Here is a 21,739-nt window from a genome sequence, read left to right on the forward strand (position 1 = left end):
GGGATGGGCGCGCGCCTTGCCATCGGGACGCCCCGGCGTGGATGTCCCCGGGCGAGGACGGGAAGACTGTCGCGAAAGTTTCTGTCGAGCGTCATCCCTCTGTCGCAGCCCGGCGTCATACCGTCGGTCATCCGGATGACTGACGGCAGGAGATTGGACCTTGGGGCGGGAAAGCTGGCGTCGCATCCGCGACGGACTTGCAGCAGAGATTGATGGCGGCGGCCTGCCGCCGGGCGCGCAACTGCCGACCGAATCCGCGCTTTGCGCGCAGTTCGAAACCGGCCGCCATTCCGTGCGGCGCGCCGTGCAGGCGCTGGCTGTCGAGGGGCGCCTGCGCGTGGTGCAGGGGCGCGGCACTTTTGTAGAGGCGGCGCCGATGGTCCGCTATGCCATCGGTCGGCGCACGCGGTTCCGGCAGAACCTTCTGGATCAGGGGCTTGCCCCCTCCGGAGAGCCGTTGGCCGCCGAGACTGTCCCCGCCCCCGCATCCGTCGCCGAAAGCCTGGGCCTGGCTCCGGGCGATGCCGTGCATCGGCTGTTGCGGCGCGGTCTGGCCGATGGCGTTCCGGTCAGCCTTGGCTTGTCATGGCATCCGGCCGGCCTGTTGCCGGGCTTTCTGGAACAGCGCAATGCCGGGCTTTCGGTGACGCAAGCCTATGCCGCCCATGGCATCGACGATTACTACCGCAAGCGGACCGAGATCTATGCCCGGCGCCCCGACCGCGAGGAGGCGAGGCTTCTGGCCCAGCATCCGGATCAGCCGGTGATGGTGGTCGTGAAGACCGACGTCACGCAAGAGGGGCGGGTGATTGGCCATTCCGAGGCAATCTGGGCCGCCGACCGCGTGCGCTTTACCATCGACAGCCTGGAGGCGGGGGATGCTTGATCGCGGCGAGGCCGGTGACCCCGGCGCCTTCCTTTCGGCCCTTGCCCGAAGCTGCCCCAAACGCCTGAAGGCGATGGCCGAGGCCATGCTGCCGCGGCTGGGTGCGGTCGAGGTGGTGCAGTCGCGGACGGGTCTGGTGATGCTGCCCTTCCGCGACACGGTGCGCGGCAAGGATTTCTTTCTGGGCGAGGTGCTGGTGGCCGAGGCCCATATCCGGGCCAGCGGGATCGAAGGCTATGGCATGGTGACCGGGCGCGATCTGGAACGGGCCATGGCGATGGCCGTGCTGGATGCGGGGCGCGCGCTTGGCCTGTCCGAGGTGGTGGCCTTTGCCGCCCGCGAAGCGGCGGTTCAGGCCGAAGAGGATACGGCCCTTCTGCGCCGGGTCGAGGCGACCCGCGTCGAGATGGAGACCTTCTGATGGCCCTGCCCCACCCCACCCCTGACGATCTGCGCGACACCGACGCCTTCGAGGCGCTGATGTGGGCGATGGCGCGGCCCGGCACGGTGCGCAGCCTGCCCGAGGGCGCAGCCGATCTGGCGCTGGCGCTTCTGGACCGGGAAACCCGCGTTCATGCCGAGGATCCGGAACTGGCCCGCCGCATCGCCGCAACCGGGGCTGCGCTGGTGACGCCGGACCGGGCCGATCACGCCTTTTGCACGACGGCGGCGGGGGCAATGGCCGCGCTGGCCGTGCTGCCGGTCGGGTCCGCGCTCTATCCCGATGAGGGCGCGACCCTGGTGATGCCCGCGATCATCGGCGCCGGGCCCCTGCTCGGCCTGACGGGCCCCGGAATCGAGGGGCAATGCAGGCTGCGGCTGGGCGGTTTGCCGGAGGGCCTGCTTGATCTGCGCAGTGCCCGCTGCCGCTATCCCGAAGGGATCGACCTCGTTCTTGTCGATGGGCGCCGCATCGTCGGCCTGCCCCGATCCGTCGCTGTGGAGGTGCTCTGATGGCCTATGTCGCAACCCGGGGCGGAGAACGCGCCATCGAGCAGGCCGAGCGGCTCTATCGCGAAGCGCTGGGTCCGATCACGCCCGAACGGGTGGCCGAACTGCGCCTGGCGCTGCCCCTTCTGGTGGACAGGGTGATGGGCGAGGCCTCGCTTTACGACCCTGACCTTGCCGCGCTGGCGCTGGCACAGGCGGGCGGCGATCTTTACGAGGCAGTGCTGCTGCTGCGGGCCTGGCGCACGACGCAGCCGCGCCTGACGATTGCAGAACCCGTCAGGCAGGCCGAAATCCTGACTCATCGGCGGATTTCGGCGGCGTTCAAGGACATTCCGGGGGGCCAGATCCTTGGGCCGACGCTGGATTATGCGCACCGCATCCTCGCGACCGAAGTGATGGAGGGAGAGACCTTCACCCCTGCCCCGGTGACCCCGGCTGCCACTCCGGCCCCGGCCCGGCAACCCAGTCTGGCCGATTGGCAAAGGGCCAATGGGCTGGTCGCCGACCCGCCGCGCAGCGAGGTCGCCCCGGATGACATCCCGGATGTCACGCGCGAGCCGCTGCTGTTTCCGGCCAGCCGGGCGCATAGCCTGCAATCGCTGGCGCGGGCCGATACCGGGGGCCTGCTGGCGCTGGGCTATTCGGCGATGCGCGGCTATGGCAATGCCCATCCTACCGTGAACGAGCTGCGCCTCGGCGAGGCCGAGGTCATGGTGCGCCACCCTTCGGGTGCGCTGTTCTCGGCCGGGCGGGTGCGGGTCAGCCAGGCGGAAGTCACGTCGAAGGGGAAATCCGGCCTGCTCGACCTTGGCTTCTGCGCAACCTTCGGCTGGAACGAGGTGAAGGTGATCGCCGGGGCCACGCTGGACCTGAACGCCTCCGGTGCCGCCAAGGGATCGCCGGTCGAGGAAGAATTCGTCCTCTATCATACGGAGCCGGTCGAGGCCTCCGGCTTCTGCATCCATTTCAAGCTGCCGCATTACGTGACCTTCCAGTCGTCGCTGGATGCGCTGCGGGGGGCAAAGACCGCGGAAAAGGACGAGGTGCCGGCATGACCCTTTCCACCCTGACCAGACCCTGGGCCGCGATAAGCTGGGGCTTCCTTGACGCATCGGCCAAGCGCGAGATGCGGCGCAAGATGATCAAGGCCATCGCCGTGCCCGGCTGCCAGATGCCTTATGCCAGCCGCGAGGTGCCGATGGCGCGCGGCTGGGGCACCGGCGGATTGCAGGTGACGCTGACGCTCCTGCGGACGGACTCCGTCGTGAAGGTGATCGACCAGGGAGCGGATGACAGCGTGAATGCGGCCTCCATCCGGCGGTTCCTGTCGCGCGTCTCTGCCGCGGCGGAAACCTGGGACACGCTGGAGGCGACGCTGATCCAGAGCCGCCACCGCGTGCCCGAGGAACGGCTGCGCGAGGATCAGGTTCTGGTCCTGCAAGTGCCGAACCCCGAGCCGCTGCGGCCCGTGCAGCCGAACATGTCGATCGCCCGGCAGATGCATGCCGACGCCGACTACGGACGGCTGTGGCTTGTGCTTTACGAGCAGATGGTCCGGTCGGGCCGGATCATGCAGGGCGCGGCCTATCCGGCGCTGGTCAATGGGCGGCATGTCATGACGCCCTCGCCCATCCCGCGCTGGGACGTGCCGAAGCTGCACATGGCGCGGCACCTGACCTTCCTGTCGGCGGGCCGCGAAAAGCGGCTTTACGCCGTGCCGCCCTTTACCCGGGTGGAACCCCTGGTCTTCTCGGATGTGCCCTATAAGGTCGAGGATCACGCCGATCTGGTCTGTCACCGGTCGGGTCTGCGGGGCGTGTTCATGAACGAGATTCCGCAGGACGGCGGTGGTTCGGCCTTCGAGGCTTCGGACAGCCATCTTGGCATCAAGGCGATACGCCGGGCCGAAGGTGCGGCCACGACCATCGGCCCGATGTGGTATGAAGAGGGAAGGTTCCGGCCATGACGATGATGGATCGGCTGCCACCGACGCTGGTGGCGGGTGCGCCCCTGCTGCGGATGACCGGCGTCTCGCGTCGCTTCGGCCGGGTGACGGCGCTGGAGGATGTGGCCGCAACCGTCTGGCCGGGCGAGGTTCTGGGGATCGTCGGGGAAAGTGGTTCGGGCAAGTCCACGCTTCTGCGGATGATGAACCTCGAGGACAGTCCGGATGCGGGCGACTATCGGCTGGCCCTGCCCGACACGGCGGGCAACCTGTTCGATCTGGACCGGTTTGCCCGCCGCCAGCTCTGCGCCCGGCGGATCGGGATCGTGTATCAGAACCCGCATCTGGGCCTGCTGATGGGCCATTCCTCTTCGGGCAATGTGGCCGAACGCCTGCTGATGGCGGGCGAGCGCAGCTTTGCCGCGCTGCGCGCCCGGGCAAGGGGCGCGCTGGAGGCGAGCGAGTTTCCCCTGACGCGGATGGATGACCCGCCGAAGCTTCTTTCCGGGGGAATGCAGCAGAGGGTGCAGTTGGCCAAGGCCATCGCGCTGGAACCCGCGCTGCTGTTGCTGGACGAACCGACCACGGGGCTGGATGTCAGCGTGCAGGCGCTGGTGCTCGATACGCTGAAGCGATTGCAGCGCGACCTTGCCATCACCATGGTCATCGTCAGCCATGATCTGGGCGTGATCCGGACCATGGCCGACCGGGTGATGGTGATGCGCCATGGCCGGGTGGTGGAGGAAGGTCTGGTTGACCAGGTCTTCCAGGACCCGCAGCACCCCTATACGCAGGAGCTGGTCCATGCCAAACTCTGAACCCGTCCTGGTGGTGGAAGGTCTGGCCAAGACCTTCACCATGCATCATCTGGGACAAAGCCTGCATGCCTTTTCCGGCGTCGGCTTTGCCCTGTATCCGGGGCAGTTCCTGCTGTTGAAAGGGCCGAACGGGGTGGGCAAATCCACCCTTCTGCGCAGCATCTGGCGCAGCTATATGCCCGATGCCGGGCAGGTCTGGTTCAGCCATTCCGGCGGGCGGATCGACCTTGCCCGCGCGGCGGATGTGGATATCGCCCAACTCAGGCGCAGCGACATGGGCTTTGTCACCCAATTCCTGATCGCACGGCCCCGCGTCTCGGCCGAAGAGATCGTGGCCGAACCCCTGCGCCGTGCTGGCCTTTCGGGCGAAGACGCCCTGGCCGATGCGCGGCATTGGCTGGCCACCTTTGGCGTCAAGCGCGATCTCTGGCGGGCCTATCCGACCAGCTTTTCGGGCGGCGAACAGCAGAAGGTCAATCTTGCCCGCGCGCTGATCCGGCCGCCGCGCCTGCTGCTTCTGGACGAACCCACCGCCTCGCTGGACGCAGGCGCGAGGGCCGCACTGGTGGCCCGCCTGCGTGAGTTGAAGGCGGCGGGCGTCGCCATGATCGGCGTCTTTCACCATCCGGGCGATGTGGCGGCGCTGATCGACGGCGAAATCGAATTGCAGGCGAAGGAGGTGCGTGATGTGGCTGTCTGATTTCCGTGTCGTGCTGGCAGACCGGGTGCTGCCGCGCGGCAGCCTGCGGATCGAGGGCGAGACCATCGCCGAGGTGTGCGATGGCATCGTCCCGGGTGCGGCCCTTTACGGCGAGGGGCTTTTGCTGATGCCCGGCTTCGTTGACATGCATGGCGACATGATCGAACGCGAGGTGGAACCGCGCCCCAATGTCAAGATGCCGATGGAACTCGGCCTGCGCGATCTGGACCGGCGGCTGAAGGTTTCCGGCGTGACCACGGCCTATGCGGCGGTCAGCTTCAACCCGAAATCGGCCTATGGCCATCTGCGCAGCTATGAGCATTCCCAGGAGATGCTGCGCGCCCTGAAGGCGCTGCGGCCGATCCTGAAGGTCGATCATCGCGTCCATGCGCGGTTCGAGATCAACTATCCCAACGCACTTGCCGTGGTGGAGGAGCTGATTGCCGATGGCACGGTCGATCTGGTCAGCCTGACCGACCACACGCCCGGCCAGGGCCAGTATCGCGATCTGGAGCATCTGGCGCGGCGCACGCAGCGCGATCTGGGCCTGACGCCGGAAGAGGCCGAGGCGCATATCCGCGAGCGCATCGACGAAAAGCGCGCGCATGCGGGTGACGTGGCGGCGACCCTGGCCGCGATGTCCGGGCTCTGCGCGGCGCATGGCATTCCGCTTGCCAGCCACGATGACGATACCGCAGAGAAGGTGGCGCTGATGCAATCGCTGGGCGCAACGATCAGCGAGTTTCCGGTCACAATCGAGGCCGCGCAGGCGGCGCGACAGCGCGGCCTTGCCACCGCGATGGGCGCGCCGAATGTGGTGCGGGGCCAAAGCTATTCCGGAAATCTTTCGGCGCGCGATGCACATGCGGCGGGCCTTCTGGATATCCTTGCTGCCGATTACCACCCGTCGGCCATCCTGCCCGCGGTGCTGGAACTGGCGAAGGCCGATCCTGAGGGGCTGGTGGGGGCAACGCGCCTTGCGACGGCGAACCCGGCGCGCGCGCTTGGCCTGGCCGACCGTGGCAGCATCGCCGCCGGTCTGCGCGCCGATCTGGTGATCGCCGATGACAGCGGCATCGGCCATGTCCGCGCCACGTTCCGCAACGGCCGCCAGATCTTTTCCGACGGGTCGCTGACGCTAGACATCGCCGCCTGATCCCTGTCCGAAAAGCGACGCGAAACCTTCATCCCGGCGTGTCGGAAAATTCATCCGGATGACGTGGCGGGGTTACCAAGTGGCGCGAGAGTGATGGGCATGGAACAGCACAGCCTCATCCTCTCCGACATCACCCGCCGCTTCGGCGAGACCACTGCGGTAAGCCGCGTTTCGCTGGAGATACCGCCCGGCCAGTTCGTCGGCGTCATCGGCCGGTCGGGGGCAGGCAAGTCCACCTTGCTGCGCCTGATCAACCGGCTGATCGACCCGAGTTCGGGCCGCATCACCCATGGCGGGCGCGAGATCACGGCGCTGCGGGGCCGCGCCCTGCGCGAATGGCGCCGCGACTGTGCGATGATCTTTCAGCAGTTCAACCTGGTGGAGCGGCTTGACGTGCTGTCGAATGTGCTGGTCGGGCGGCTGGCGGAACGCGGCTTTCTGTCCTCCATGGCCATGCGCTTCAGCGATGCCGAACGCACCGAGGCGCTGCGCGCGCTGGAGCGGCTGGACCTGTTGCCACAGGCCTTGCAGAAGGCGGGCACGCTGTCGGGCGGCCAGCAGCAGCGCGTCGCCATTGCCCGTGCGCTGGTCCAGAAGCCCCGCATCATGCTGGCGGATGAACCGATTGCCAGCCTTGACCCCGGCAACGCCACCCGCGTGATGGAGGCGCTGCGCAGCATCAATGCCGAAGACGGGCTGACGGTCCTCGTCAACCTGCACACGATCGACACGGCCCGCACCTATTGCCAGCGCATCATCGCGATGCGTGAGGGGCGTGTCTTCTTTGACGGCACCCCCCGGCAACTGACCAATGATGTCCTGCGCGACATCTATGGCAGCGACGGGCTGGCCGAATTCTCCGAATCCGTCACCTCGACCTCCGTCAGGGTCAAGGTGCCGGCCTGACCCCCGAACCGAAGCCTGAACCCCAGAAGGGAGCCCACCATGCGTCTGCTCGCCACCACCGCCTTCATCGCATTTGCCGCCGTTCCGGCCTTCGCCGAGGACTGGAGGGCCGATTACAAGGTCGTCAAGTTCGGCATTCTGTCGGGCGAGAACGAAAGCGACCGCATCGCCCGCTACACGCCGTTTCAGGAGTATCTTGAAGAGACGCTCGGCATCGAAGTCGAGATCTTCACGGCCGGAAACTATGACGGCGTGATCCAGGCGCTGGCGGCCGGGCAGATCGAATTCTCGTTCCTCGGTTCGTCGGCCTATGCCGCCGCCTATACGGAAACCGAAGGCGGCGTGATCCCCTTGCTGACCGCGGTTCAGGAAGACGACTCGACCGGCTATTACTCGATCATCGCGGTGCGCTGCGACAGCGGCTACAAATCGGTGGACGACCTGAAGGGAAAGACCCTCGCCTTTGCCGATCCCGACAGCACCTCGGGCTACAATGTGCCTTACTACAACCTGGTTCAGCAGGGCTATGTCCCGGAGGAATTCTTCGCGGCGATCCCCTTCTCGGGCAGCCACGAGGCGGGTGTGCAGGGCGTGGTCAACGGCCAGTTCGACGCCGCCGCGACCTATATCAACAACGAAAAGAACGGCATCCCGCAGCGGATGGAAACCAAGGGCATGATCCAGGAAGGCGAAATCTGCTGGATCTGGACCAGCCCGGAAATCACCTCGGGCCCGTTCACCGCCCGTGCCAACCTGCCGCAAGGGCTGATCGACGAGATGAAGGCCGCCGTCATGGCCGCACCCACCGCCGCGCCCGAGGCGTTCAAGCAGATGACCGGCGCAGAGGACAGCACGGCGAAGGGTTACATCGAGGTCAATCACGATCGCTATCAGTGGATCGTGGACATGCGCGAGTGGTTCAAGAACCAGCGCAAGTCCTGATCGTTCAAGGGGCGGCGCCTTCCGGGGGCCGCCCCGCTTTGATGGCGGACCGATGACCTATTCCCTCACCGATTTCGACCGCGACTACAGGGAGCACCGCCGCCGTTCGCGGATGGTGTTCTGGTCGGCGGCGCTTCTGCTGGCCGTGCTGACCTGGGTCACCTCGGCCCTGTCGGGTTTCTTCAAGGTCACGCAATACACCCTGCCCGACGGCAGCCGCGAGGAGGGTTGGGTGATTCCGGCAGGGTTGCCGCGACTTGGCGAATACCTGTCGAAGACCATCCCCGAATTGCGCTGGGAGTCCCTTCTTGCCGATATCGCCAACTGGTTCGGCCGTGGCGCGATCTGGGCCGAACTTTTGCTGGAAACCGTTCTCATCGGCTTTCTGGCCACGCTCTTTGGCGTGATCGGCGGGCTTCTTTTGTCCTTCGTGGCCTCGCGCAACCTGTCGCCCGCGCCCTGGATGCTGTGGGTCAGCCGCCGCAGCCTGGAGATCATGCGGACGGTTCCGGAACTGGTCTGGGCGCTGATCTTCGTCTTCTGCTTTGGCGTGGGGCCGATGGCGGGCGTGCTGGCCATTTCGATCCACGCGGCAGGCGCGCTGGGCAAGCTCTATTCGGAAGCCAATGAAAACATCGACATGCGCCCGGTCGAAGGGGTGAAGGCCGCGGGCGGAAGCTGGGCCGACCAGATGCGATGGGGCGTCTTCCCGCAGGTTTTGCCGAATGTCATCAGCTATACCCTGCTGCGGTTCGAAATCAACGTCCGGTCCTCTTCCATCATCGGCTATGTCGGCGCGGGCGGCCTGGGGCAGGAACTGCGCACCGCCATCAGCCTTCAGGAATACACCAACCTTTCGGCCCTGTTCCTGATCATCTTCGCCACGGTGATCGTGATCGACTGGGCATCGGAACGCATCCGCCACCGCATCATCGGGATTGTCACAGCATGAGCCTGTCAGACAGCGACATCGCCGACATGAAGGCCCGCATGCCGCTGGCCTTTCGCGCAAGCCCCGCCCAGCGCCTGCGCCGCACCCTGCTCTGGGCCGCGCTTGCGGGTCTGACGGCCTGGTGCCTTTACGCCTTCGACTTCTCGCCTGCCCGCATCTGGAACGGCCTGGCCCGACTCGGGAATGTGCTGTCCTTCATGTTCCCGCCGCATGTCTGGACCGATGCCCGGTCGTGGCAGGAGATTGCCAAGGGTCTGGGCGAGACGCTGTCCATGGCCTTTCTGGGCACCGTCCTTGGCGCGCTGGTGGCCTTTCCGCTGTCGTTTCTGGGCGCGAAGAACATCAACCGCCTGCCCTTCCTGCGCTTCACCCTGCGGCGCGGTTTCGACATGATCCGGGCGCTGGAGACCCTGATCCTCGCGCTGGTCTTCATCCGCGCCTTCGGCCTTGGCCCGCTGGCGGGTGTGCTGGCGATTGCGGTGGGGGAAGTGGGTGTGCTGGCCAAGCTTTATGCCGAGGCCATCGAGAACAGCTCGAACCGCCCCATAGAGGGGGTGGTCGCCGCCGGTGGCAGCCGCCCGCAGGCGATCCGGATTGGTCTTCTGCCTCAGGTCTGGCCGGTGCTGCTGTCGATCACACTCTACAATTTCGAATCCAACGTGCGGTCGGGAACGATCCTCGGCATCGTCGGTGCGGGCGGCATCGGCTTCCTGCTGTCGGATCGGATCGGCGCCTATCGCTGGGACGAGGCATGGTCGATCATCTTCCTGATCATCGCCATGGTCTATCTGATCGACTGGCTTTCGGGCCTGATCCGCGCCCGTTTCATCGGCAGATGGGAGGGTGTGCGGTGATGGCGCGGGGGATCAAGGTCGCCGGTCCCGAAGACGGGAGGCGGGATGTGCCGCCTGCCCTGAACCCCGAGGACGGGTCCGGGCGAGCCGTCGGTCCCTGGATGGGCCGTGCCCTGCCCGGAAAGGGTGGGGGCGATCTGAAGACCCTCGGCAAACCCATGGCGCCCCGGCCCGGTGGCCGGGCGCGCGGGTCCGACTGCCGGAACCCCTTGACCCCCCAACACAGAGCGGAAGCCAACGCATGAAGACCCTGACCGAAGCGCCGACCGTCCATGAGAGCGCAACCCTCATTGATTGCACTTTGGGCAAGTGGACCGAGGTCATGGCCCAAGTGACCATGCGCGAAGTGACCTTTGGCGATTACTCCTACATCGTCCGGGGCGGCAACGTGGTCTGGTCCACCATCGGCAAGTTCTGCTCGATCGCCGAAGGCGCGCGGATCAATCCGGGCAATCACGCGACCTGGCGCGCCGCGCAGCATCATTTCACCTATCGCGCCGCGCAGTTCGGGTTTGGCGAGGATGATGACGCGTTCTTCCAGTGGCGCCGCGACCATTGGGTGACCATCGGACATGACGTCTGGATCGGCCATGGCGTCACGATCCTTCCCGGCGTGACCGTCGGCACGGGCGCGGTGGTCGGCGCGGGGGCCGTGGTCTCGAAACCCGTCGCGCCCTATGAGATCGTCGGTGGCGTGCCGGCCCGCCACATCAAGTGGCGGTTCGACAGGCCTGAGGCGGAGGCACTGCAACGGATTGCCTGGTGGGACTGGGACCATGCGCGGCTGACGGCCGCCTTGCCGGATTTCCGGGCGCTGGACATTCATGCCTTCCTTGAAAGATACGCGTAATCTGCCGGGGCGCATTCGGGGGCATCGCGTGACATCTCTAGCGCGCATAGTGGCGGGGCTGTCGATCGGCGGCCTTGGCGGCTGTGTGTTCCATCTGCTTTCCATGCCGCTGCCATGGATGCTGGGGGCCCTGACCGCCACGATGGCCACCTCGGTCGCCGGCTGGCCCATCCGCGGGCCGGACCGGCTGAGACCGGTCATCGTCGCTGTCATCGGCGTCTTGCTGGGATCGCGTTTCACGCCGGGCATCATCGAACAGGCGGGCGAGATGCTGACCTCGCTGGCCATCCTTCTGGCCTATCTCGTGGCGGTGGGAGGCGTGATCGTCAGCTACTTCCGTCTGGTCGGGCGGCAGGACTGGACCACCGCCTATTTCGCCGGAATGCCCGGCGGCCTTTCGGAAATGGTTGAACTCGGAGAGGCAAGAGGGGCGAATGTTCCGGTGATCGTGCTGGCGCATTCGCTGCGGATCGTTCTGACGATCGCGCTGATGGCCATACTGTTTCGCCTTGTGCTTGGCCATGACGTGGGCACTGGGCCGGTCAAGCTTGACGCTGCCATCGGGCCAGTGGATGCGGCCCTTCTGATCGCCTGTGCGGTGATCGGGATGCCGCTGGGCAGATTGTTGCGCCTGCCTGCGCCGACCTTTCTGGGTCCGCTGATCCTGTCGGCTGCGGTGCACATGGCCGGGCTGACGGCCAGTGTGCCGCCCCTTCTGCTGGTGAATGCCGCGCAGGTCGCGCTGGGCACGATCCTGGGATGCCGCTTCCTTGGCATTTCTGTCCCCACCCTTGCGCGGGCCTGCGCCCTGAACCTTGGCGCCACGCTGATCACCCTGACCTTTGCCCTGGGCGGTGCGCTGGCGATGCAGCAGCTTGCAGGGGTGCGCCTTGACCAGGGATTTCTGGCGCTGGCACCGGGCGGACTGACGGAAATGGGCCTGATCGCCCTTGCCATCCAGGCCGATGTGGCCTTCGTCGCGCTGCATCACGTGATCCGCATTCTGGCTGTGATCGTCGTCGCCCCGCTTCTGCTGCGGCAGAGATAGGTTTGCCCGCCTGCAAAGGCCGGATGGAGCGCGGATGCGTGAAGACGGCCGAAAGCAGGATGCTGGAGCCCCGCGGGGATCAAGAAATGTCTTCCCCGATCCGCCCCCCGCCCAACAGGCCCCTTCTCCGACGTGCCGGGCCTTTGGAACGTCTTGATGCGCCCGGCATGTTAAGCTGAAAGCCGATCAGGTGAGTCGATTGTCCACGCGCCAGAATGGCATCCAGAGAGGTCCGAACCATGAGGAAACCCGTCTTCCCCGCAGTCAACCGCCGCGGCTTTGCGCTTGCGACCATCGCCCTTGTCGGTGGTCTTGTGGCAGGCCTCCCCTCGGTCGCTGTCGCCGAGACCCCCGACACCGCGCGCTGGGTGATCGACGCCGCGAAGGCGCGGGAAATGTTGGCCAATGGGGCGATCCTGCTGGATACGCGGGGGCAGGACCTGAAGGACGAGCGCCCCGTGGAGGGCGCAATCCCCGTCGTCTGGCAGGATTTCACCAATGCCGATCTGCCGAACAAGGGGCAACTCCTCGCCGATGACGCGGTCCTGACCGAAAAGCTGCGGGCTTTGGGCATATCGACGGCCATTCCGGTCGTGGCGATTGCCGACAGCGCGAAGGGCTGGGGCGAGGATGGGCGGATCGTCTGGACGCTGCGCACGCTGGGACATGAGAATACCTTCCTCGTTGATGGCGGGGTCGAGGCGCTGCTGGCGGAGGGCGACCTTGCGCTGAAGCCGGTCGCGGTGCCGGGCGATTTCACCGTGGCGCGGACGGATGCCTATGAGATCAAGAAGGAAGAGCTGGTCACGCTGATCGACAAGCCGGATGTGGTGATCCTCGACACGCGCGAGCCGCGCGAATATGCGGGCGAGACGCCCTATGGCGAAAGCCGGGGCGGCCATATCCCCGGGGCGCGGCACATCTTCTACAAGGATCTGGTCGGCGCGGACGGAAAGATCGTGGAAGGAGAGGCGCTGAAGGCGCGGCTGGCGGAACTGGGCGTGAGTGAAGATACCCAGGTCGTGTCCCACTGCACGGGCGGCATCCGGTCGGGCTTTGTCACGGCGGTGCTGAACGATATCGGGGTCAAGGCGCGGAACTATGCCGGGTCCATGTGGGAATGGTCGGCGCAGGATGCGGCCTCCTATCCGCTGGTGACGAACTGATCTTTCTGCCGCGGTCGGGGGGGCCTGACCGCGGCCATTTGCGGCGCGGGTGATCCGCGTCTTGGCGGATACCATGACACGCAAAGCTTCGCGCATCGCCGCCGTGGCGCTGTTGCTGGCCGTCGGCCTGCCGGGGGCGGCCTTGCTGCTGTTGCCCGATCTTCGGGCCGCCGTCGGGGCGGGCATCCACCTGCTGACCACCGCCGAGGTCGAGGCTGCGGTGGCGGGCCTGATCGACTATCTGCGATCCTTCGGCATCTGGGCCCCGGTCGTGTCTGCCGCGCTGATGGTGCTCCAATCCGTGGCGGCACCGATCCCTGACCTTTGCAAATGGCCTGCTTTTCTGCCGGTTCTGGGGCGCGGCGCTGTCCTCGTCCGCAATGGCTTTGGTTGGCCTTGTGCTGCCGGGCGTTCTGGCGTGGTCGGTCGATCTGCGGCACCTGCCAACAGGGTTGGTCGCGCGTGGGTCTGCCGCCTGGAACATCCGCTCGCTGAGCGGGAGATCCGCTAGACCACCTGCCCCAGCACGATCCGCCTTGCCAGCGATGCCGCCTGTTCGCGGATGTCCGGGATGGCCGTGATCTCCCAGAAGGCTGCCCGGCTCACGGGGCCGATTGCCGAAAGGCGGGGGGACGCCGTGCCGTCGGCCCGGATGACGGAGCCGTCATTGGCGATGTCGAGGCCGATGCGCAGCGTGTCCCACCGCGCGGTGCCCTGATCCAGCAACTGGGCGAGCAAGGGGGAGTCCGTCGGACGCCCGCGCAGACCGCGCGCGTCGATGGCGAGTGTCGCGGCCAGCGTTTCGGTCGCGGCCTTCCGGTAAGGGCGGTAGCGGGCGGTGATGCCCGATGCGGCAGGGTGGACCTGCAAGACATCCCCCTTGAGCAGGGTGAACTGCCCATCGGCCATGGCGGCAAGGAGGCGGGCTTCGGACCCGGGCGGCATACGGTGGCGGTGGATGTCCCACCAGCGCTGGCCATGGCGCAGGAAACGGGCGCGTTCCACGGGGGGCAGGCTGCGCCAGATGCGCCGCACGAAGGGCCGCACCGCATCCATCGCATCGCGCCATGTGCCGCCCTTGCCTTCCGCCTCGCGGGCAAGGCTCCGCAACCAGCGGCAAAGCGCGCTCATCGGTGCGCCGAAGGGCACATCCTGCGGGCCGAGGCGCAGCGGGATCGTCGGGCGATGCGCGCGGGGCAGAAGGCCACGGCGCGAGATGGCAAGGATGCGCCCTTCGAACCCGGAATCGAGGAGGGAGAGGACCTGATCCACCATGGTCAGCCCGGTCCCCAGGATCAGGACCGAGGCGTCGGAGGGCAAGCTGGGGATCGGGTCCCATGCGGGCTGGATCGCCCGGTCTGCGGCCGGGCGCGGCAGACTGTGGCCGGTGGCAAGGATGGCGTGATCCGCCAGTTGTACCGTGCCGTCATCGAAACTGGCGACGATGCCAGCGGGGTTTTCCGACAGGCCCGTGCAGATGCCGTGAACCCTACGGAACCGGGCAGGACGCTGTGCGCGCCCTGTGGACAGAAGATCGGCGAGGTATTCGCCATAGACCCGGCGGCTGACGAAACGGTCGGGGCTGCTGTCCTGCCCCTTCCCTGCCAGCCAGTCGAGGAAATGCCGCGGGTCGTCGGCCAGCGCGCTCATGTTGCCCGCGCGGACGTTCAGGAGGTGGTTCTGATCCGGGGTGGAATAGGCAAGCCCCAGACCGATGCGGTCACGCGGTTCGACCAGCGTCACGCGGGCCGAGGGATCGCTGCGGAGGATGTGGGCAGTGGCGAGGACACCGCTCGCCCCGCCCCCCACGACCAGGACATGGGGGCCGGGACGATCCGGCCCCGGGCCGGAGGAGGAAGATCGGTCGGGGCCGGGGTGATCCTTCATGCCGGGACGGTGAGAGCGATCACGGCAAGAAGAAGGGTGGAAACGAAGGCAGTCCATTCCAGCGGACCGGCCTCGGGTTCCGTGCCAAGCGGGTGTTCGGCAAGGAAGAGGGCCATGCCGGGATCATGGATGCAGGAGAACATCAGGGGGCTCCTTTCTGTGCCGTGCCGACGGTTTCGATCAGGATGGTCTGGCCGGGCGGTTCGGCCCGGAACTGGTCAGGGGCCACGATGACCGCCAGGGTGCCGAGATAGACGAGGAGGAAGAGCATCAGCGCCGGATAGCTGGTGCGGCGATGCGTGCGAAGGATGGCGGTCATGCGATGGCCCTCCGCCCGAAAAGGCCAACGCCCTTGCCTGCCGTGATGCCTGCACGTTCTGCAAGCTGGTCACGCAGGTCCAGCGCCACAGGCCAGGGGCCGAAGCCGCTGGCCACGTTGATGTGGCCGGCATAGCCGAGGTCCACCAGTTCGGCCTGCCACAGCTCGGCCAGATGGGTGCTTTGCTGGAAGGACATCCAAGGGTCGTTACGGCTGGCAACCACTGTGGTCGGCACGCCAAGCGGGCGTTCCGGAAGCCCGGCGAAGGAGGCAAGGCGACGGCTGAGCGCCGGGTTCGCGGGCGCCACCAGAAGGGCCGCCGAAACCTTCAATTGCGGCCAGCGCGTCAGGATGCGCGCGGCCAGCACCGCGCCCAGGCTGTGACCCACGAGGATGCAGCCCGGATGGTTCAGGATCGCCCCGGCAAGCTCGGCCTCCCATGCCTCATGCGTGGGTCTCGCCCAGTCCTGCTGTTCGACGGTCAGGGCGTTGGGGTCGGTCGCGGCCCACCAATGCTGCCAATGCGGCGCTGGCGATCCGTCGAGTCCGGGCAGGATGAGCGTCTTGGGCATGGGGCGACTCCTTTTCCCGCTAAAACACTATCATGTTTGTCGTGATTAAGTTTCCAAAGACGTGGCTGGAAAGAGAAAAGGATACTCTGGGGCTTACCTGTTGCGCGTATCCACGGGATAGGCGGTGGTGAACTTCATCCGCTCCATGGCGAAATGGCTGGTGACATTCTTGATCGGGACGGCATCGGTCAGCCGCTTGTAGAGCGCATCGAAGGACGCCATGTCGCTGACCGAGACGCGGAGCAGGTAATCCAGTTCGCCCGCCATGCGATAGACTTCCATGATCTCGGGGATTGACCCGACGGCGGTGGCAAAGGCCGCCCGCCAGTCTGGCGAGTGGTCCGGTGCCTCGATCCCGACAAAGACCGTCAGACCAAAGCCAAGCCGGGACGGATCGGCCAAGGCCACCCGCGAGGTGAGCACGCCCATCGCCTCCAGCTTCTGGATGCGCTTCCAGCAGGGGGTTTGCGACAGACCGGCCTTCTCGGCGATCTGGGCGATGGGCATGGTCGCGTCGCGCATCAGTTCGGCGACGATCTTCCGGTCGATGAGGTCAAGGTCCATCCTGCAAACGTCCCCTCTGCGATGATGCATGCAATCCGTTCCAGGAAGCATGCATGAAAAATACGATAAGTCTACTGTCTTGATCGTGTATTAATCCGCCCGGCGGATCACGCGCCGGGAAAGGGCCTTTCGCAACAGCGCGCTGTTCAAATGGCGGGTGGGCAAATGCCGACATTGATTCTCGTCTATCAGGGGCGTAACGCTTGGGCATGATCACGCAGAAGATGAAATACGCCCTCAAGGCACTTCTGGCCCTCGCGGACGAGGCCGAGAAAGGCCACCCCGAACCCCTGACGATCGAAGAGATCGCCAAGCGGTCCGGGACGCCGAAGCGTTTTCTCGAACATATCCTGCTTGAAGTGCGGAATGCCGGTGTCATCGCCTCGACCCGCGGGCGCTCCGGGGGCTATAGCCTGATCAAGAAGCCGAACGAGGTTTCGATCTCCGAACTCCTGCGGACGATTGACGGCCCCATCGCGCCGCTGCCCTGTCTGTCGCGCCGCGCCTATCAGCGCTGCGAAGACTGCACCGACGAAGCGACCTGCCGCATCCGCAAGGTCTTTGCCGATGTGTTCTGGTCCTACCTTCTCATCATCGAATCGCTCACGCTGGAAGACATGCTGCGCTCTGCGGAGGCGCAACAGCAAGTCATTGGCGAAACGCGATAAAATCCCGTCCCTTCTGCGGCCGGACGATTGCGGAAACTGACCGGATCACCCCCCCCTGCCCGCCTGCCGAGCGACAGGGAGAAGCCTGCCTTGCAGGAAATCCCTCCTTCTGCGGGAGAATAGGATTCTATAAACACGATCATTTTTGGCGTGTTTTTTCCGTTGCGATACTCGACTAACTGTGTCGTTATTTTAGACATAACGGGGCGCCGAAAGAGGCACCCCGCTGGTTACCGAGGAGACGCACGATGTCCGCTGCCACACTCTCGCCCGCCCTCACCGGAACGGCCGAACGGACGACCGCCGCACGCGGCGCGCCCCAGCCGCAGACCTGTGCCGTCCGTCTGATCGACCGCCGCACGGGCCAGACGCATCGCGTCAACGGCAGCCCGCTGCTGATCTTCACCAAGTCGCCCGGCGAGGCCGCCGAAGATCTGCTTGCCGGGCGTGACCGCGCCCTGTGGGAGGCTCGCATCGAACCGATTGGAGGCGCGTCGTGACGACCTTCACGCCCCACCCGCTTACCGTTCTGGGCCTCGTGCCCTTTACCCCTTCCGTCGCGCCGCAGGCGCGCCCGCAACAGGAGAAGACCATGCATGCCACCATCACGCTTGCCGGCACGATCACGGCGCAAGGCCCCGTCGCCGAAAAGCTCCCCGACGGCCGCGTCACCATCGCCGACGGTCTGCGCCGCCTTACCGGCTGGCCGGTTGCCCGCAGCCTGCGCGGCACCCTATCGGCCCTTGCCGTGGCGCTGCTGGCGCTCGGCTCTGCCCCGGCACCGGTTCAGGCCGAGAGCCTGCTGAATGTCAGCTATGACCCGACGCGCGAACTCTACCGTGAACTCAACGAGGCCTTCTCCGCCTGGTGGGTGGCCCAGGGCAACGAGGCGCCGCAGATCGAGGTCAGCCATGGCGGTTCCGGCAGCCAGGCCCGCGCCGTGATCGACGGGCTCGAGGCACAGGTGGTGACGCTGGCGCTGGCCTCGGACATCGACAAGATCGCCGAGGCGGGCAAGCTCCCGGCCGATTGGCAGACCCGACTGCCCAACAATTCCTCGCCCTATACCTCCACCATCGTCTTCCTCGTGCGCGAGGGGAACCCGAAGGGCATCGCCGACTGGGGCGATCTGGTGAAAGACGGCGTGCAGGTCATCACGCCCAATCCGAAAACCAGCGGTGGTGCGCGCTGGAACTACCTCGCCGCCTGGGCCTGGGCCGAGAAGAACGGGCAGGATCCGCGGGAATTCGTCGGCGCGCTCTACAAGAACGTTCCGGTTCTGGACAATGGCGCGCGGGGATCGACCACCACCTTCGCCCAGCGCGGTATCGGTGACGTGCTGCTGGCCTGGGAGAACGAGGCCTATCTCGCGCTGAAGGAAATCGGCGAGGATCAGTTCGACATCGTCGTCCCCTCCGTCTCCGTCCTTGCCGAACCGCCGGTCGCCCTGGTCGATGGCAATATCAAGTCCGATGCCCAGCGGGCGCTGGCCGAGGCCTATCTGAACTACCTCTACTCGCCCGAAGGGCAGGCGCTGGCCTTCAAGCACTTCTACCGCGCCTGGGACGCCTCCAAGGCCAACCCGGAAGACGTCGCCCGCTTCCCCAAGCTGGAGCTGGTTGACATCGCCTCCTTCGGCGGCTGGGCCAAGGTGCAGCCCGAACATTTCGGCGACGGCGGCATCTTCGACCAGATCTACGTCCCGAAATAAGGAACCGTGATGGGCAAACCTCTCATCCACCGATCCCCCATGCCCGGGCTGGGCCTGAGCATGGGGATCACCCTGACGATGCTGTCCCTTGTCGTGCTTTTGCCCATCGGCGCCCTTCTTCTGAAGGGCGCCCATTACGGTTTGGCAGGCATCTGGGAAACCGTGAACCGGGAACGCGTCTGGGCGGCGCTCTATCTGTCGTTCCGCCTGTCGCTCTTTGCCGCGCTCTTCAACCTGATCTTCGGCGTCCTCTTGGCCTGGGTCCTCGTGCGCTACCGCTTTCCCGGCCGCCGCATCCTTGATGCGGCAGTGGACCTGCCCTTCGCCCTGCCGACCGCCGTGGCGGGCATCTCGCTGACCGCGCTTTACGCGCCCAACGGCTTTTTCGGCCAGATGGCCGCCGAGATCGGCTGGAAGATCGCCTATACCCAATGGGGCATCTTCATCGCGCTGGTCTTCGTGGGCCTGCCCTTCGTCACCCGCACCGTGCAACCCGTGGTGGAAGAGATCGAGCGTGAAGTGGAAGAAGCCTCGGCCACCCTCGGCGCGTCACGCCTGCACACGATCCGCCATGTGATCCTGCCGATGCTGACGCCCGCCGCGCTGACGGGATTTGCCCTCGCGCTGGCGCGGGCCGTGGGGGAATACGGGTCGGTCATCTTCATCGCGGGCAACATCCCGCTGTTGACGGAAATCGCCCCCCTCCTGATCATCATTCAGTTGGAAGAGTTCAACTATGACGCGGCGGCGGCCATCGGCATCGCCATGCTGCTGATCAGTTTCGCGATGCTCTTGGTCATCAACCTGATCCAGGTCTGGAGCCGTCGGAGGATCGGATATGTCTGACGCCACCCAAATCCGGTTCCGCGCCGCGACCGAGGAAAGCCCCGCCACCCGCTGGACGCTGATCGCGCTGGCCTTTGCGGGCTTGGCCATCCTCGTTTTCGCACCCCTGATCGCGGTGTTTGTCGAGGCGCTGGCCGATGGCGCGGTCGAGGCGCTCAGAAGCCTCGCCTCGCCCGATGCCCGCGATGCGATCCGCCTGACCCTGACCATCGCCGCCATCTCGGTGCCGCTCAATGCCATCTTCGGCGTCGCGGCGGCATGGTTCATCACCAAGTTCGACTTCCGCGGCAAGGCCTTCCTGATCACCCTGATCGACCTGCCCTTCTCCGTCTCACCCGTCGTGGCAGGCCTCTGCATCGTGCTGATGTTCGGTGCGAATTCGGCCCTTGGCGGCTGGTTGGTGGCGCAGGGCTATCCCATCGTCTTCGCCATGCCGGGGATCATCTTGGCCACGATGTTCGTGACCTTCCCCTTCGTGGCCCGCGAACTCATCCCCGTGATGATCGAACAGGGCCGGGCCGAGGAAGAGGCGGCGCTGACCCTCGGCGCCTCCGGCTGGCGGGTGTTCTGGACGGTCACGCTGCCCAATATCCGCTGGGCGCTGCTTTACGGCGTCCTCCTTTGCAACGCCCGCGCAATGGGGGAATTCGGGGCGGTCGCGGTCGTCTCGGGCAAGATCCGGGGCGAAACCGCCACGATCCCCACCACGATCGAGATGCTCTATCAGGAATATCTCTCCGTCGCGGCCTTCAGCCTCGCCGCCGTCCTGACGCTTCTCGCGCTCCTCACCCTGCTTCTCAAGACGCTTCTGGAATTGCGCCATGCCGATCAGCTCGCCGCGAACCACCGCCATTAGGAGACCTGCCATGCATATCGAGATCGACGAAATCTCCAAGGCCTTCGGGACCACCGCCGCGCTGCATCCGGTGTCGCTCTCCATTCCTTCGGGTGCGCTGGTGGCGCTGCTCGGCCCTTCGGGATCGGGCAAGACCACGCTTCTGCGCATCCTTGGCGGGCTGGAATTCCCGACCTCCGGCCGCGTCCTCTTTGACGGGCAGGATGCGACGGGCCTGACGGTGCAGGAACGCCGCGCGGGCTTCGTGTTCCAAAGCTACGCGCTGTTCCGGCACATGACGGTGTTCGAGAACATCGCCTATGGCCTGAACGCCCGCCCCCGCGCGACCCGGCCCACCAAGGCCGAAATCGCCCGCCGCGTGACCAAGCTGCTGGAACTGATCCAGCTTCCCGATATCGGCGCGCGCTATCCGTCGCAGCTTTCTGGCGGCCAGCGGCAGCGCGTGGCACTGGCCCGGGCGCTGGCCATCGAACCGAGGATGCTGCTCCTCGACGAACCCTTCGGCGCGCTGGACGCCAAGGTGCGCAAGGAATTGCGGCAGGGCCTGCGCGACATCCACGACACGACAGGCCTGACCACGGTCTTCGTGACCCATGACCAGGAAGAGGCGATGGAACTGGCCGACCTCGTCGTCGTCATGTCGATGGGCCGGATCGAACAGATCGGCAAACCCGCCGACATCCGCGCCCGCCCCGCCACCGCCTTCGTGAAGGATTTCATCACGGCGTGAGGCGCCTTGACCGCGGGTGCTGGAGAGCTTCTGTGCTGCCCTGACGACGCCAGAAGCCGCCCCAGATGCTGCCCCTGTTCGCAGCGAGCATGAGATTCGGGGGAACATGTGGTGGTGCCGAAGGCCGTACGGGAGGCGCCTTGTGAAGGAGGAGGCGCCAACCTTCACAAGGGGCAGGGGTGGAGCTTTGCCCCCCGCCACGTTCCACGCTCGCCTTATCCAACGATAAAGCTGAGGCTATCCAATGGCTTAGAGAAGGAAGTGGTGCCGCTGAAGGGACTCGAACCCCCGACCCCATCATTACGAATGACGTGCTCTACCAGCTGAGCTACAGCGGCCTGGTGGCGGGCTATTAGCACCGCTCCCAGGCGGTGTGTAGCCCCCTTCGGCAGAAAAATGCACCCGGCGGGCA

At 66.0% G+C, this 21,739-nt stretch carries 27 protein-coding genes and 1 tRNA gene; 22 read left to right on the forward strand and 6 right to left on the reverse strand.

The annotated features are described in order from the left end of the window. The first annotated feature begins 160 nt into the window (after positions 1-160). From phnF to C0V75_RS23285, 16 genes are all read left to right on the forward strand, one after another. Entirely contained in the window at positions 161-886 is a 726-nt protein-coding gene (gene phnF / locus C0V75_RS11205) for a phosphonate metabolism transcriptional regulator PhnF (RefSeq protein WP_101921025.1), read from the forward strand. Then, entirely contained in the window at positions 879-1,307 is a 429-nt protein-coding gene (locus C0V75_RS11210) for a phosphonate C-P lyase system protein PhnG (protein WP_101921026.1), read from the forward strand. The genes phnF and C0V75_RS11210 overlap by 8 nt, the downstream gene beginning before the upstream one ends. Then, the gene (phnH, locus tag C0V75_RS11215; RefSeq protein ID WP_101921027.1) at positions 1,307-1,840 is read left to right on the forward strand and encodes a phosphonate C-P lyase system protein PhnH; all 534 of its coding nucleotides are present in this window, start codon (positions 1,307-1,309) and stop codon (positions 1,838-1,840) included. Before C0V75_RS11210 ends, phnH begins: the two co-directional genes overlap by 1 nt. Further along, on the forward strand, positions 1,840-2,892 hold the full coding sequence (locus C0V75_RS11220) for a carbon-phosphorus lyase complex subunit PhnI (RefSeq protein ID WP_101921028.1): 1,053 nt from the start codon (positions 1,840-1,842) through the stop codon (positions 2,890-2,892). Before phnH ends, C0V75_RS11220 begins: the two co-directional genes overlap by 1 nt. Beyond that, positions 2,889-3,803 (forward strand): alpha-D-ribose 1-methylphosphonate 5-phosphate C-P-lyase PhnJ, encoded by a 915-nt coding sequence (locus C0V75_RS11225; RefSeq protein WP_101921029.1) that lies wholly within the window; start codon positions 2,889-2,891, stop codon positions 3,801-3,803. The genes C0V75_RS11220 and C0V75_RS11225 overlap by 4 nt, the downstream gene beginning before the upstream one ends. Then, positions 3,800-4,600 carry an ATP-binding cassette domain-containing protein gene (locus C0V75_RS11230; protein ID WP_101921030.1) on the forward strand — a complete coding sequence of 267 codons (801 nt, stop codon included), beginning with the start codon at positions 3,800-3,802 and terminating at the stop codon, positions 4,598-4,600. The genes C0V75_RS11225 and C0V75_RS11230 overlap by 4 nt, the downstream gene beginning before the upstream one ends. Next, positions 4,587-5,300, forward strand: a complete 714-nt coding sequence (locus tag C0V75_RS11235; protein WP_101921031.1) for a phosphonate C-P lyase system protein PhnL — start codon at positions 4,587-4,589, stop codon at positions 5,298-5,300. The genes C0V75_RS11230 and C0V75_RS11235 overlap by 14 nt, the downstream gene beginning before the upstream one ends. Beyond that, complete coding sequence (locus C0V75_RS11240; RefSeq protein WP_101921032.1) at positions 5,287-6,456, forward strand: alpha-D-ribose 1-methylphosphonate 5-triphosphate diphosphatase; 1,170 nt, start codon at positions 5,287-5,289, stop codon at positions 6,454-6,456. The genes C0V75_RS11235 and C0V75_RS11240 overlap by 14 nt, the downstream gene beginning before the upstream one ends. Before the next feature lie 93 nt (positions 6,457-6,549). Beyond that, positions 6,550-7,362, forward strand: a complete 813-nt coding sequence (gene phnC / locus C0V75_RS11245; protein WP_254216441.1) for a phosphonate ABC transporter ATP-binding protein — start codon at positions 6,550-6,552, stop codon at positions 7,360-7,362. 39 nt (positions 7,363-7,401) lie between these two features. Next, entirely contained in the window at positions 7,402-8,304 is a 903-nt protein-coding gene (gene phnD, locus C0V75_RS11250) for a phosphonate ABC transporter substrate-binding protein (protein ID WP_101921033.1), read from the forward strand. Between the two features lie 52 nt (positions 8,305-8,356). After that, positions 8,357-9,256, forward strand: coding sequence for a phosphonate ABC transporter, permease protein PhnE (phnE, locus tag C0V75_RS11255; protein WP_101921034.1), 900 nt, complete (start codon positions 8,357-8,359; stop codon positions 9,254-9,256). Then, positions 9,253-10,110, forward strand: coding sequence for a phosphonate ABC transporter, permease protein PhnE (gene phnE / locus C0V75_RS11260; RefSeq protein WP_101921035.1), 858 nt, complete (start codon positions 9,253-9,255; stop codon positions 10,108-10,110). Before phnE (C0V75_RS11255) ends, phnE (C0V75_RS11260) begins: the two co-directional genes overlap by 4 nt. A gap of 241 nt (positions 10,111-10,351) precedes the next feature. Further along, entirely contained in the window at positions 10,352-10,960 is a 609-nt protein-coding gene (locus tag C0V75_RS11265; protein WP_101921036.1) for a DapH/DapD/GlmU-related protein, read from the forward strand. Positions 10,961-10,988: 28 nt separating this feature from the next. Beyond that, a complete protein-coding gene (locus C0V75_RS11270) occupies positions 10,989-12,008 on the forward strand; it encodes an AbrB family transcriptional regulator (RefSeq protein ID WP_216821441.1) in 1,020 nt (339 codons plus the stop codon). A gap of 239 nt (positions 12,009-12,247) precedes the next feature. Then, entirely contained in the window at positions 12,248-13,174 is a 927-nt protein-coding gene (locus tag C0V75_RS11275; protein WP_101921038.1) for a sulfurtransferase, read from the forward strand. Positions 13,175-13,247: 73 nt separating this feature from the next. Beyond that, a complete protein-coding gene (locus tag C0V75_RS23285; RefSeq protein WP_216821442.1) occupies positions 13,248-13,685 on the forward strand; it encodes a hypothetical protein in 438 nt (145 codons plus the stop codon). Here C0V75_RS23285 and C0V75_RS11285 read toward each other — a convergent pair. The 5 genes from C0V75_RS11285 to C0V75_RS11295 form a co-directional block, all read right to left on the reverse strand. Next, complete coding sequence (locus C0V75_RS11285; protein WP_101921039.1) at positions 13,682-15,061, reverse strand: FAD/NAD(P)-binding protein; 1,380 nt, start codon at positions 15,059-15,061, stop codon at positions 13,682-13,684. The two genes, C0V75_RS23285 and C0V75_RS11285, sit on opposite strands and share 4 nt — an antisense overlap. Continuing rightward, positions 15,058-15,204, reverse strand: coding sequence for a hypothetical protein (locus tag C0V75_RS22970; protein ID WP_158241830.1), 147 nt, complete (start codon positions 15,202-15,204; stop codon positions 15,058-15,060). The genes C0V75_RS11285 and C0V75_RS22970 overlap by 4 nt, the downstream gene beginning before the upstream one ends. Then, entirely contained in the window at positions 15,204-15,380 is a 177-nt protein-coding gene (locus C0V75_RS22975) for a hypothetical protein (RefSeq protein WP_158241831.1), read from the reverse strand. Before C0V75_RS22975 ends, C0V75_RS22970 begins: the two co-directional genes overlap by 1 nt. After that, positions 15,377-15,952, reverse strand: coding sequence for an alpha/beta hydrolase (locus C0V75_RS11290; protein WP_101921040.1), 576 nt, complete (start codon positions 15,950-15,952; stop codon positions 15,377-15,379). Before C0V75_RS11290 ends, C0V75_RS22975 begins: the two co-directional genes overlap by 4 nt. Before the next feature lie 93 nt (positions 15,953-16,045). Beyond that, positions 16,046-16,516, reverse strand: a complete 471-nt coding sequence (locus C0V75_RS11295; RefSeq protein ID WP_101921041.1) for an Lrp/AsnC family transcriptional regulator — start codon at positions 16,514-16,516, stop codon at positions 16,046-16,048. 209 nt (positions 16,517-16,725) lie between these two features. On the opposite strand from C0V75_RS11295, the gene C0V75_RS11300 reads away from it, so the two are divergent. The 6 genes from C0V75_RS11300 to C0V75_RS11325 all read left to right on the forward strand — a co-directional run bounded on the left by C0V75_RS11300 (position 16,726) and on the right by C0V75_RS11325 (position 21,327). Further along, on the forward strand, positions 16,726-17,184 hold the full coding sequence (locus tag C0V75_RS11300) for an Rrf2 family transcriptional regulator (RefSeq protein WP_101921042.1): 459 nt from the start codon (positions 16,726-16,728) through the stop codon (positions 17,182-17,184). Between the two features lie 248 nt (positions 17,185-17,432). Beyond that, complete coding sequence (locus C0V75_RS11305) at positions 17,433-17,684, forward strand: hypothetical protein (RefSeq protein ID WP_101921043.1); 252 nt, start codon at positions 17,433-17,435, stop codon at positions 17,682-17,684. Between the two features lie 92 nt (positions 17,685-17,776). Beyond that, positions 17,777-18,895: a sulfate ABC transporter substrate-binding protein gene (locus tag C0V75_RS11310; protein WP_371410685.1), complete on the forward strand. Its 1,119-nt coding sequence runs from the start codon at positions 17,777-17,779 to the stop codon at positions 18,893-18,895. A gap of 9 nt (positions 18,896-18,904) precedes the next feature. Further along, a complete protein-coding gene (gene cysT / locus C0V75_RS11315; RefSeq protein WP_101921044.1) occupies positions 18,905-19,741 on the forward strand; it encodes a sulfate ABC transporter permease subunit CysT in 837 nt (278 codons plus the stop codon). After that, positions 19,734-20,597, forward strand: coding sequence for a sulfate ABC transporter permease subunit CysW (gene cysW / locus C0V75_RS11320; protein WP_101921045.1), 864 nt, complete (start codon positions 19,734-19,736; stop codon positions 20,595-20,597). The genes cysT and cysW overlap by 8 nt, the downstream gene beginning before the upstream one ends. A gap of 10 nt (positions 20,598-20,607) precedes the next feature. Further along, complete coding sequence (locus tag C0V75_RS11325; RefSeq protein WP_101921046.1) at positions 20,608-21,327, forward strand: sulfate/molybdate ABC transporter ATP-binding protein; 720 nt, start codon at positions 20,608-20,610, stop codon at positions 21,325-21,327. 262 nt (positions 21,328-21,589) lie between these two features. Here the strand turns inward: C0V75_RS11325 and C0V75_RS11330 are convergent. Next, positions 21,590-21,665: transfer RNA gene (locus C0V75_RS11330), tRNA-Thr, on the reverse strand. Between the last annotated feature and the right edge of the window lie 74 nt (positions 21,666-21,739).

Source organism: Tabrizicola sp. TH137 (assembly GCF_002855575.1).
Taxonomy (GTDB): Bacteria; Pseudomonadota; Alphaproteobacteria; order Rhodobacterales; family Rhodobacteraceae; genus Paragemmobacter.

Excerpts from the sequence above, each read along its gene's own strand:
- C0V75_RS11210 (WP_101921026.1), top strand. The coding sequence starts at position 879 with ATGCTTGATCGCGGCGAGGCCGGTGACCCCGGCGCCTTCCTTTCGGCC.
- phnH (WP_101921027.1), top strand. The coding sequence starts at position 1,307 with ATGGCCCTGCCCCACCCCACCCCTGACGATCTGCGCGACACCGACGCC.
- C0V75_RS11220 (WP_101921028.1), top strand. The coding sequence starts at position 1,840 with ATGGCCTATGTCGCAACCCGGGGCGGAGAACGCGCCATCGAGCAGGCC.
- C0V75_RS11225 (WP_101921029.1), top strand. The coding sequence starts at position 2,889 with ATGACCCTTTCCACCCTGACCAGACCCTGGGCCGCGATAAGCTGGGGC.
- C0V75_RS11230 (WP_101921030.1), top strand. The coding sequence starts at position 3,800 with ATGACGATGATGGATCGGCTGCCACCGACGCTGGTGGCGGGTGCGCCC.
- C0V75_RS11235 (WP_101921031.1), top strand. The coding sequence starts at position 4,587 with ATGCCAAACTCTGAACCCGTCCTGGTGGTGGAAGGTCTGGCCAAGACC.
- C0V75_RS11240 (WP_101921032.1), top strand. The coding sequence starts at position 5,287 with ATGTGGCTGTCTGATTTCCGTGTCGTGCTGGCAGACCGGGTGCTGCCG.
- phnC (WP_254216441.1), top strand. The coding sequence starts at position 6,550 with ATGGGCATGGAACAGCACAGCCTCATCCTCTCCGACATCACCCGCCGC.
- phnD (WP_101921033.1), top strand. The coding sequence starts at position 7,402 with ATGCGTCTGCTCGCCACCACCGCCTTCATCGCATTTGCCGCCGTTCCG.
- phnE (WP_101921034.1), top strand. The coding sequence starts at position 8,357 with ATGACCTATTCCCTCACCGATTTCGACCGCGACTACAGGGAGCACCGC.
- phnE (WP_101921035.1), top strand. The coding sequence starts at position 9,253 with ATGAGCCTGTCAGACAGCGACATCGCCGACATGAAGGCCCGCATGCCG.
- C0V75_RS11265 (WP_101921036.1), top strand. The coding sequence starts at position 10,352 with ATGAAGACCCTGACCGAAGCGCCGACCGTCCATGAGAGCGCAACCCTC.
- C0V75_RS11275 (WP_101921038.1), top strand. The coding sequence starts at position 12,248 with ATGAGGAAACCCGTCTTCCCCGCAGTCAACCGCCGCGGCTTTGCGCTT.
- C0V75_RS23285 (WP_216821442.1), top strand. The coding sequence starts at position 13,248 with ATGACACGCAAAGCTTCGCGCATCGCCGCCGTGGCGCTGTTGCTGGCC.
- C0V75_RS11285 (WP_101921039.1), bottom strand. The coding sequence starts at position 15,061 with ATGAAGGATCACCCCGGCCCCGACCGATCTTCCTCCTCCGGCCCGGGG.
- C0V75_RS22970 (WP_158241830.1), bottom strand. The coding sequence starts at position 15,204 with ATGTTCTCCTGCATCCATGATCCCGGCATGGCCCTCTTCCTTGCCGAA.
- C0V75_RS22975 (WP_158241831.1), bottom strand. The coding sequence starts at position 15,380 with ATGACCGCCATCCTTCGCACGCATCGCCGCACCAGCTATCCGGCGCTG.
- C0V75_RS11290 (WP_101921040.1), bottom strand. The coding sequence starts at position 15,952 with ATGCCCAAGACGCTCATCCTGCCCGGACTCGACGGATCGCCAGCGCCG.
- C0V75_RS11295 (WP_101921041.1), bottom strand. The coding sequence starts at position 16,516 with ATGGACCTTGACCTCATCGACCGGAAGATCGTCGCCGAACTGATGCGC.
- C0V75_RS11300 (WP_101921042.1), top strand. The coding sequence starts at position 16,726 with ATGATCACGCAGAAGATGAAATACGCCCTCAAGGCACTTCTGGCCCTC.
- C0V75_RS11305 (WP_101921043.1), top strand. The coding sequence starts at position 17,433 with ATGTCCGCTGCCACACTCTCGCCCGCCCTCACCGGAACGGCCGAACGG.
- C0V75_RS11310 (WP_371410685.1), top strand. The coding sequence starts at position 17,777 with ATGCATGCCACCATCACGCTTGCCGGCACGATCACGGCGCAAGGCCCC.
- cysT (WP_101921044.1), top strand. The coding sequence starts at position 18,905 with ATGGGCAAACCTCTCATCCACCGATCCCCCATGCCCGGGCTGGGCCTG.
- cysW (WP_101921045.1), top strand. The coding sequence starts at position 19,734 with ATGTCTGACGCCACCCAAATCCGGTTCCGCGCCGCGACCGAGGAAAGC.
- C0V75_RS11325 (WP_101921046.1), top strand. The coding sequence starts at position 20,608 with ATGCATATCGAGATCGACGAAATCTCCAAGGCCTTCGGGACCACCGCC.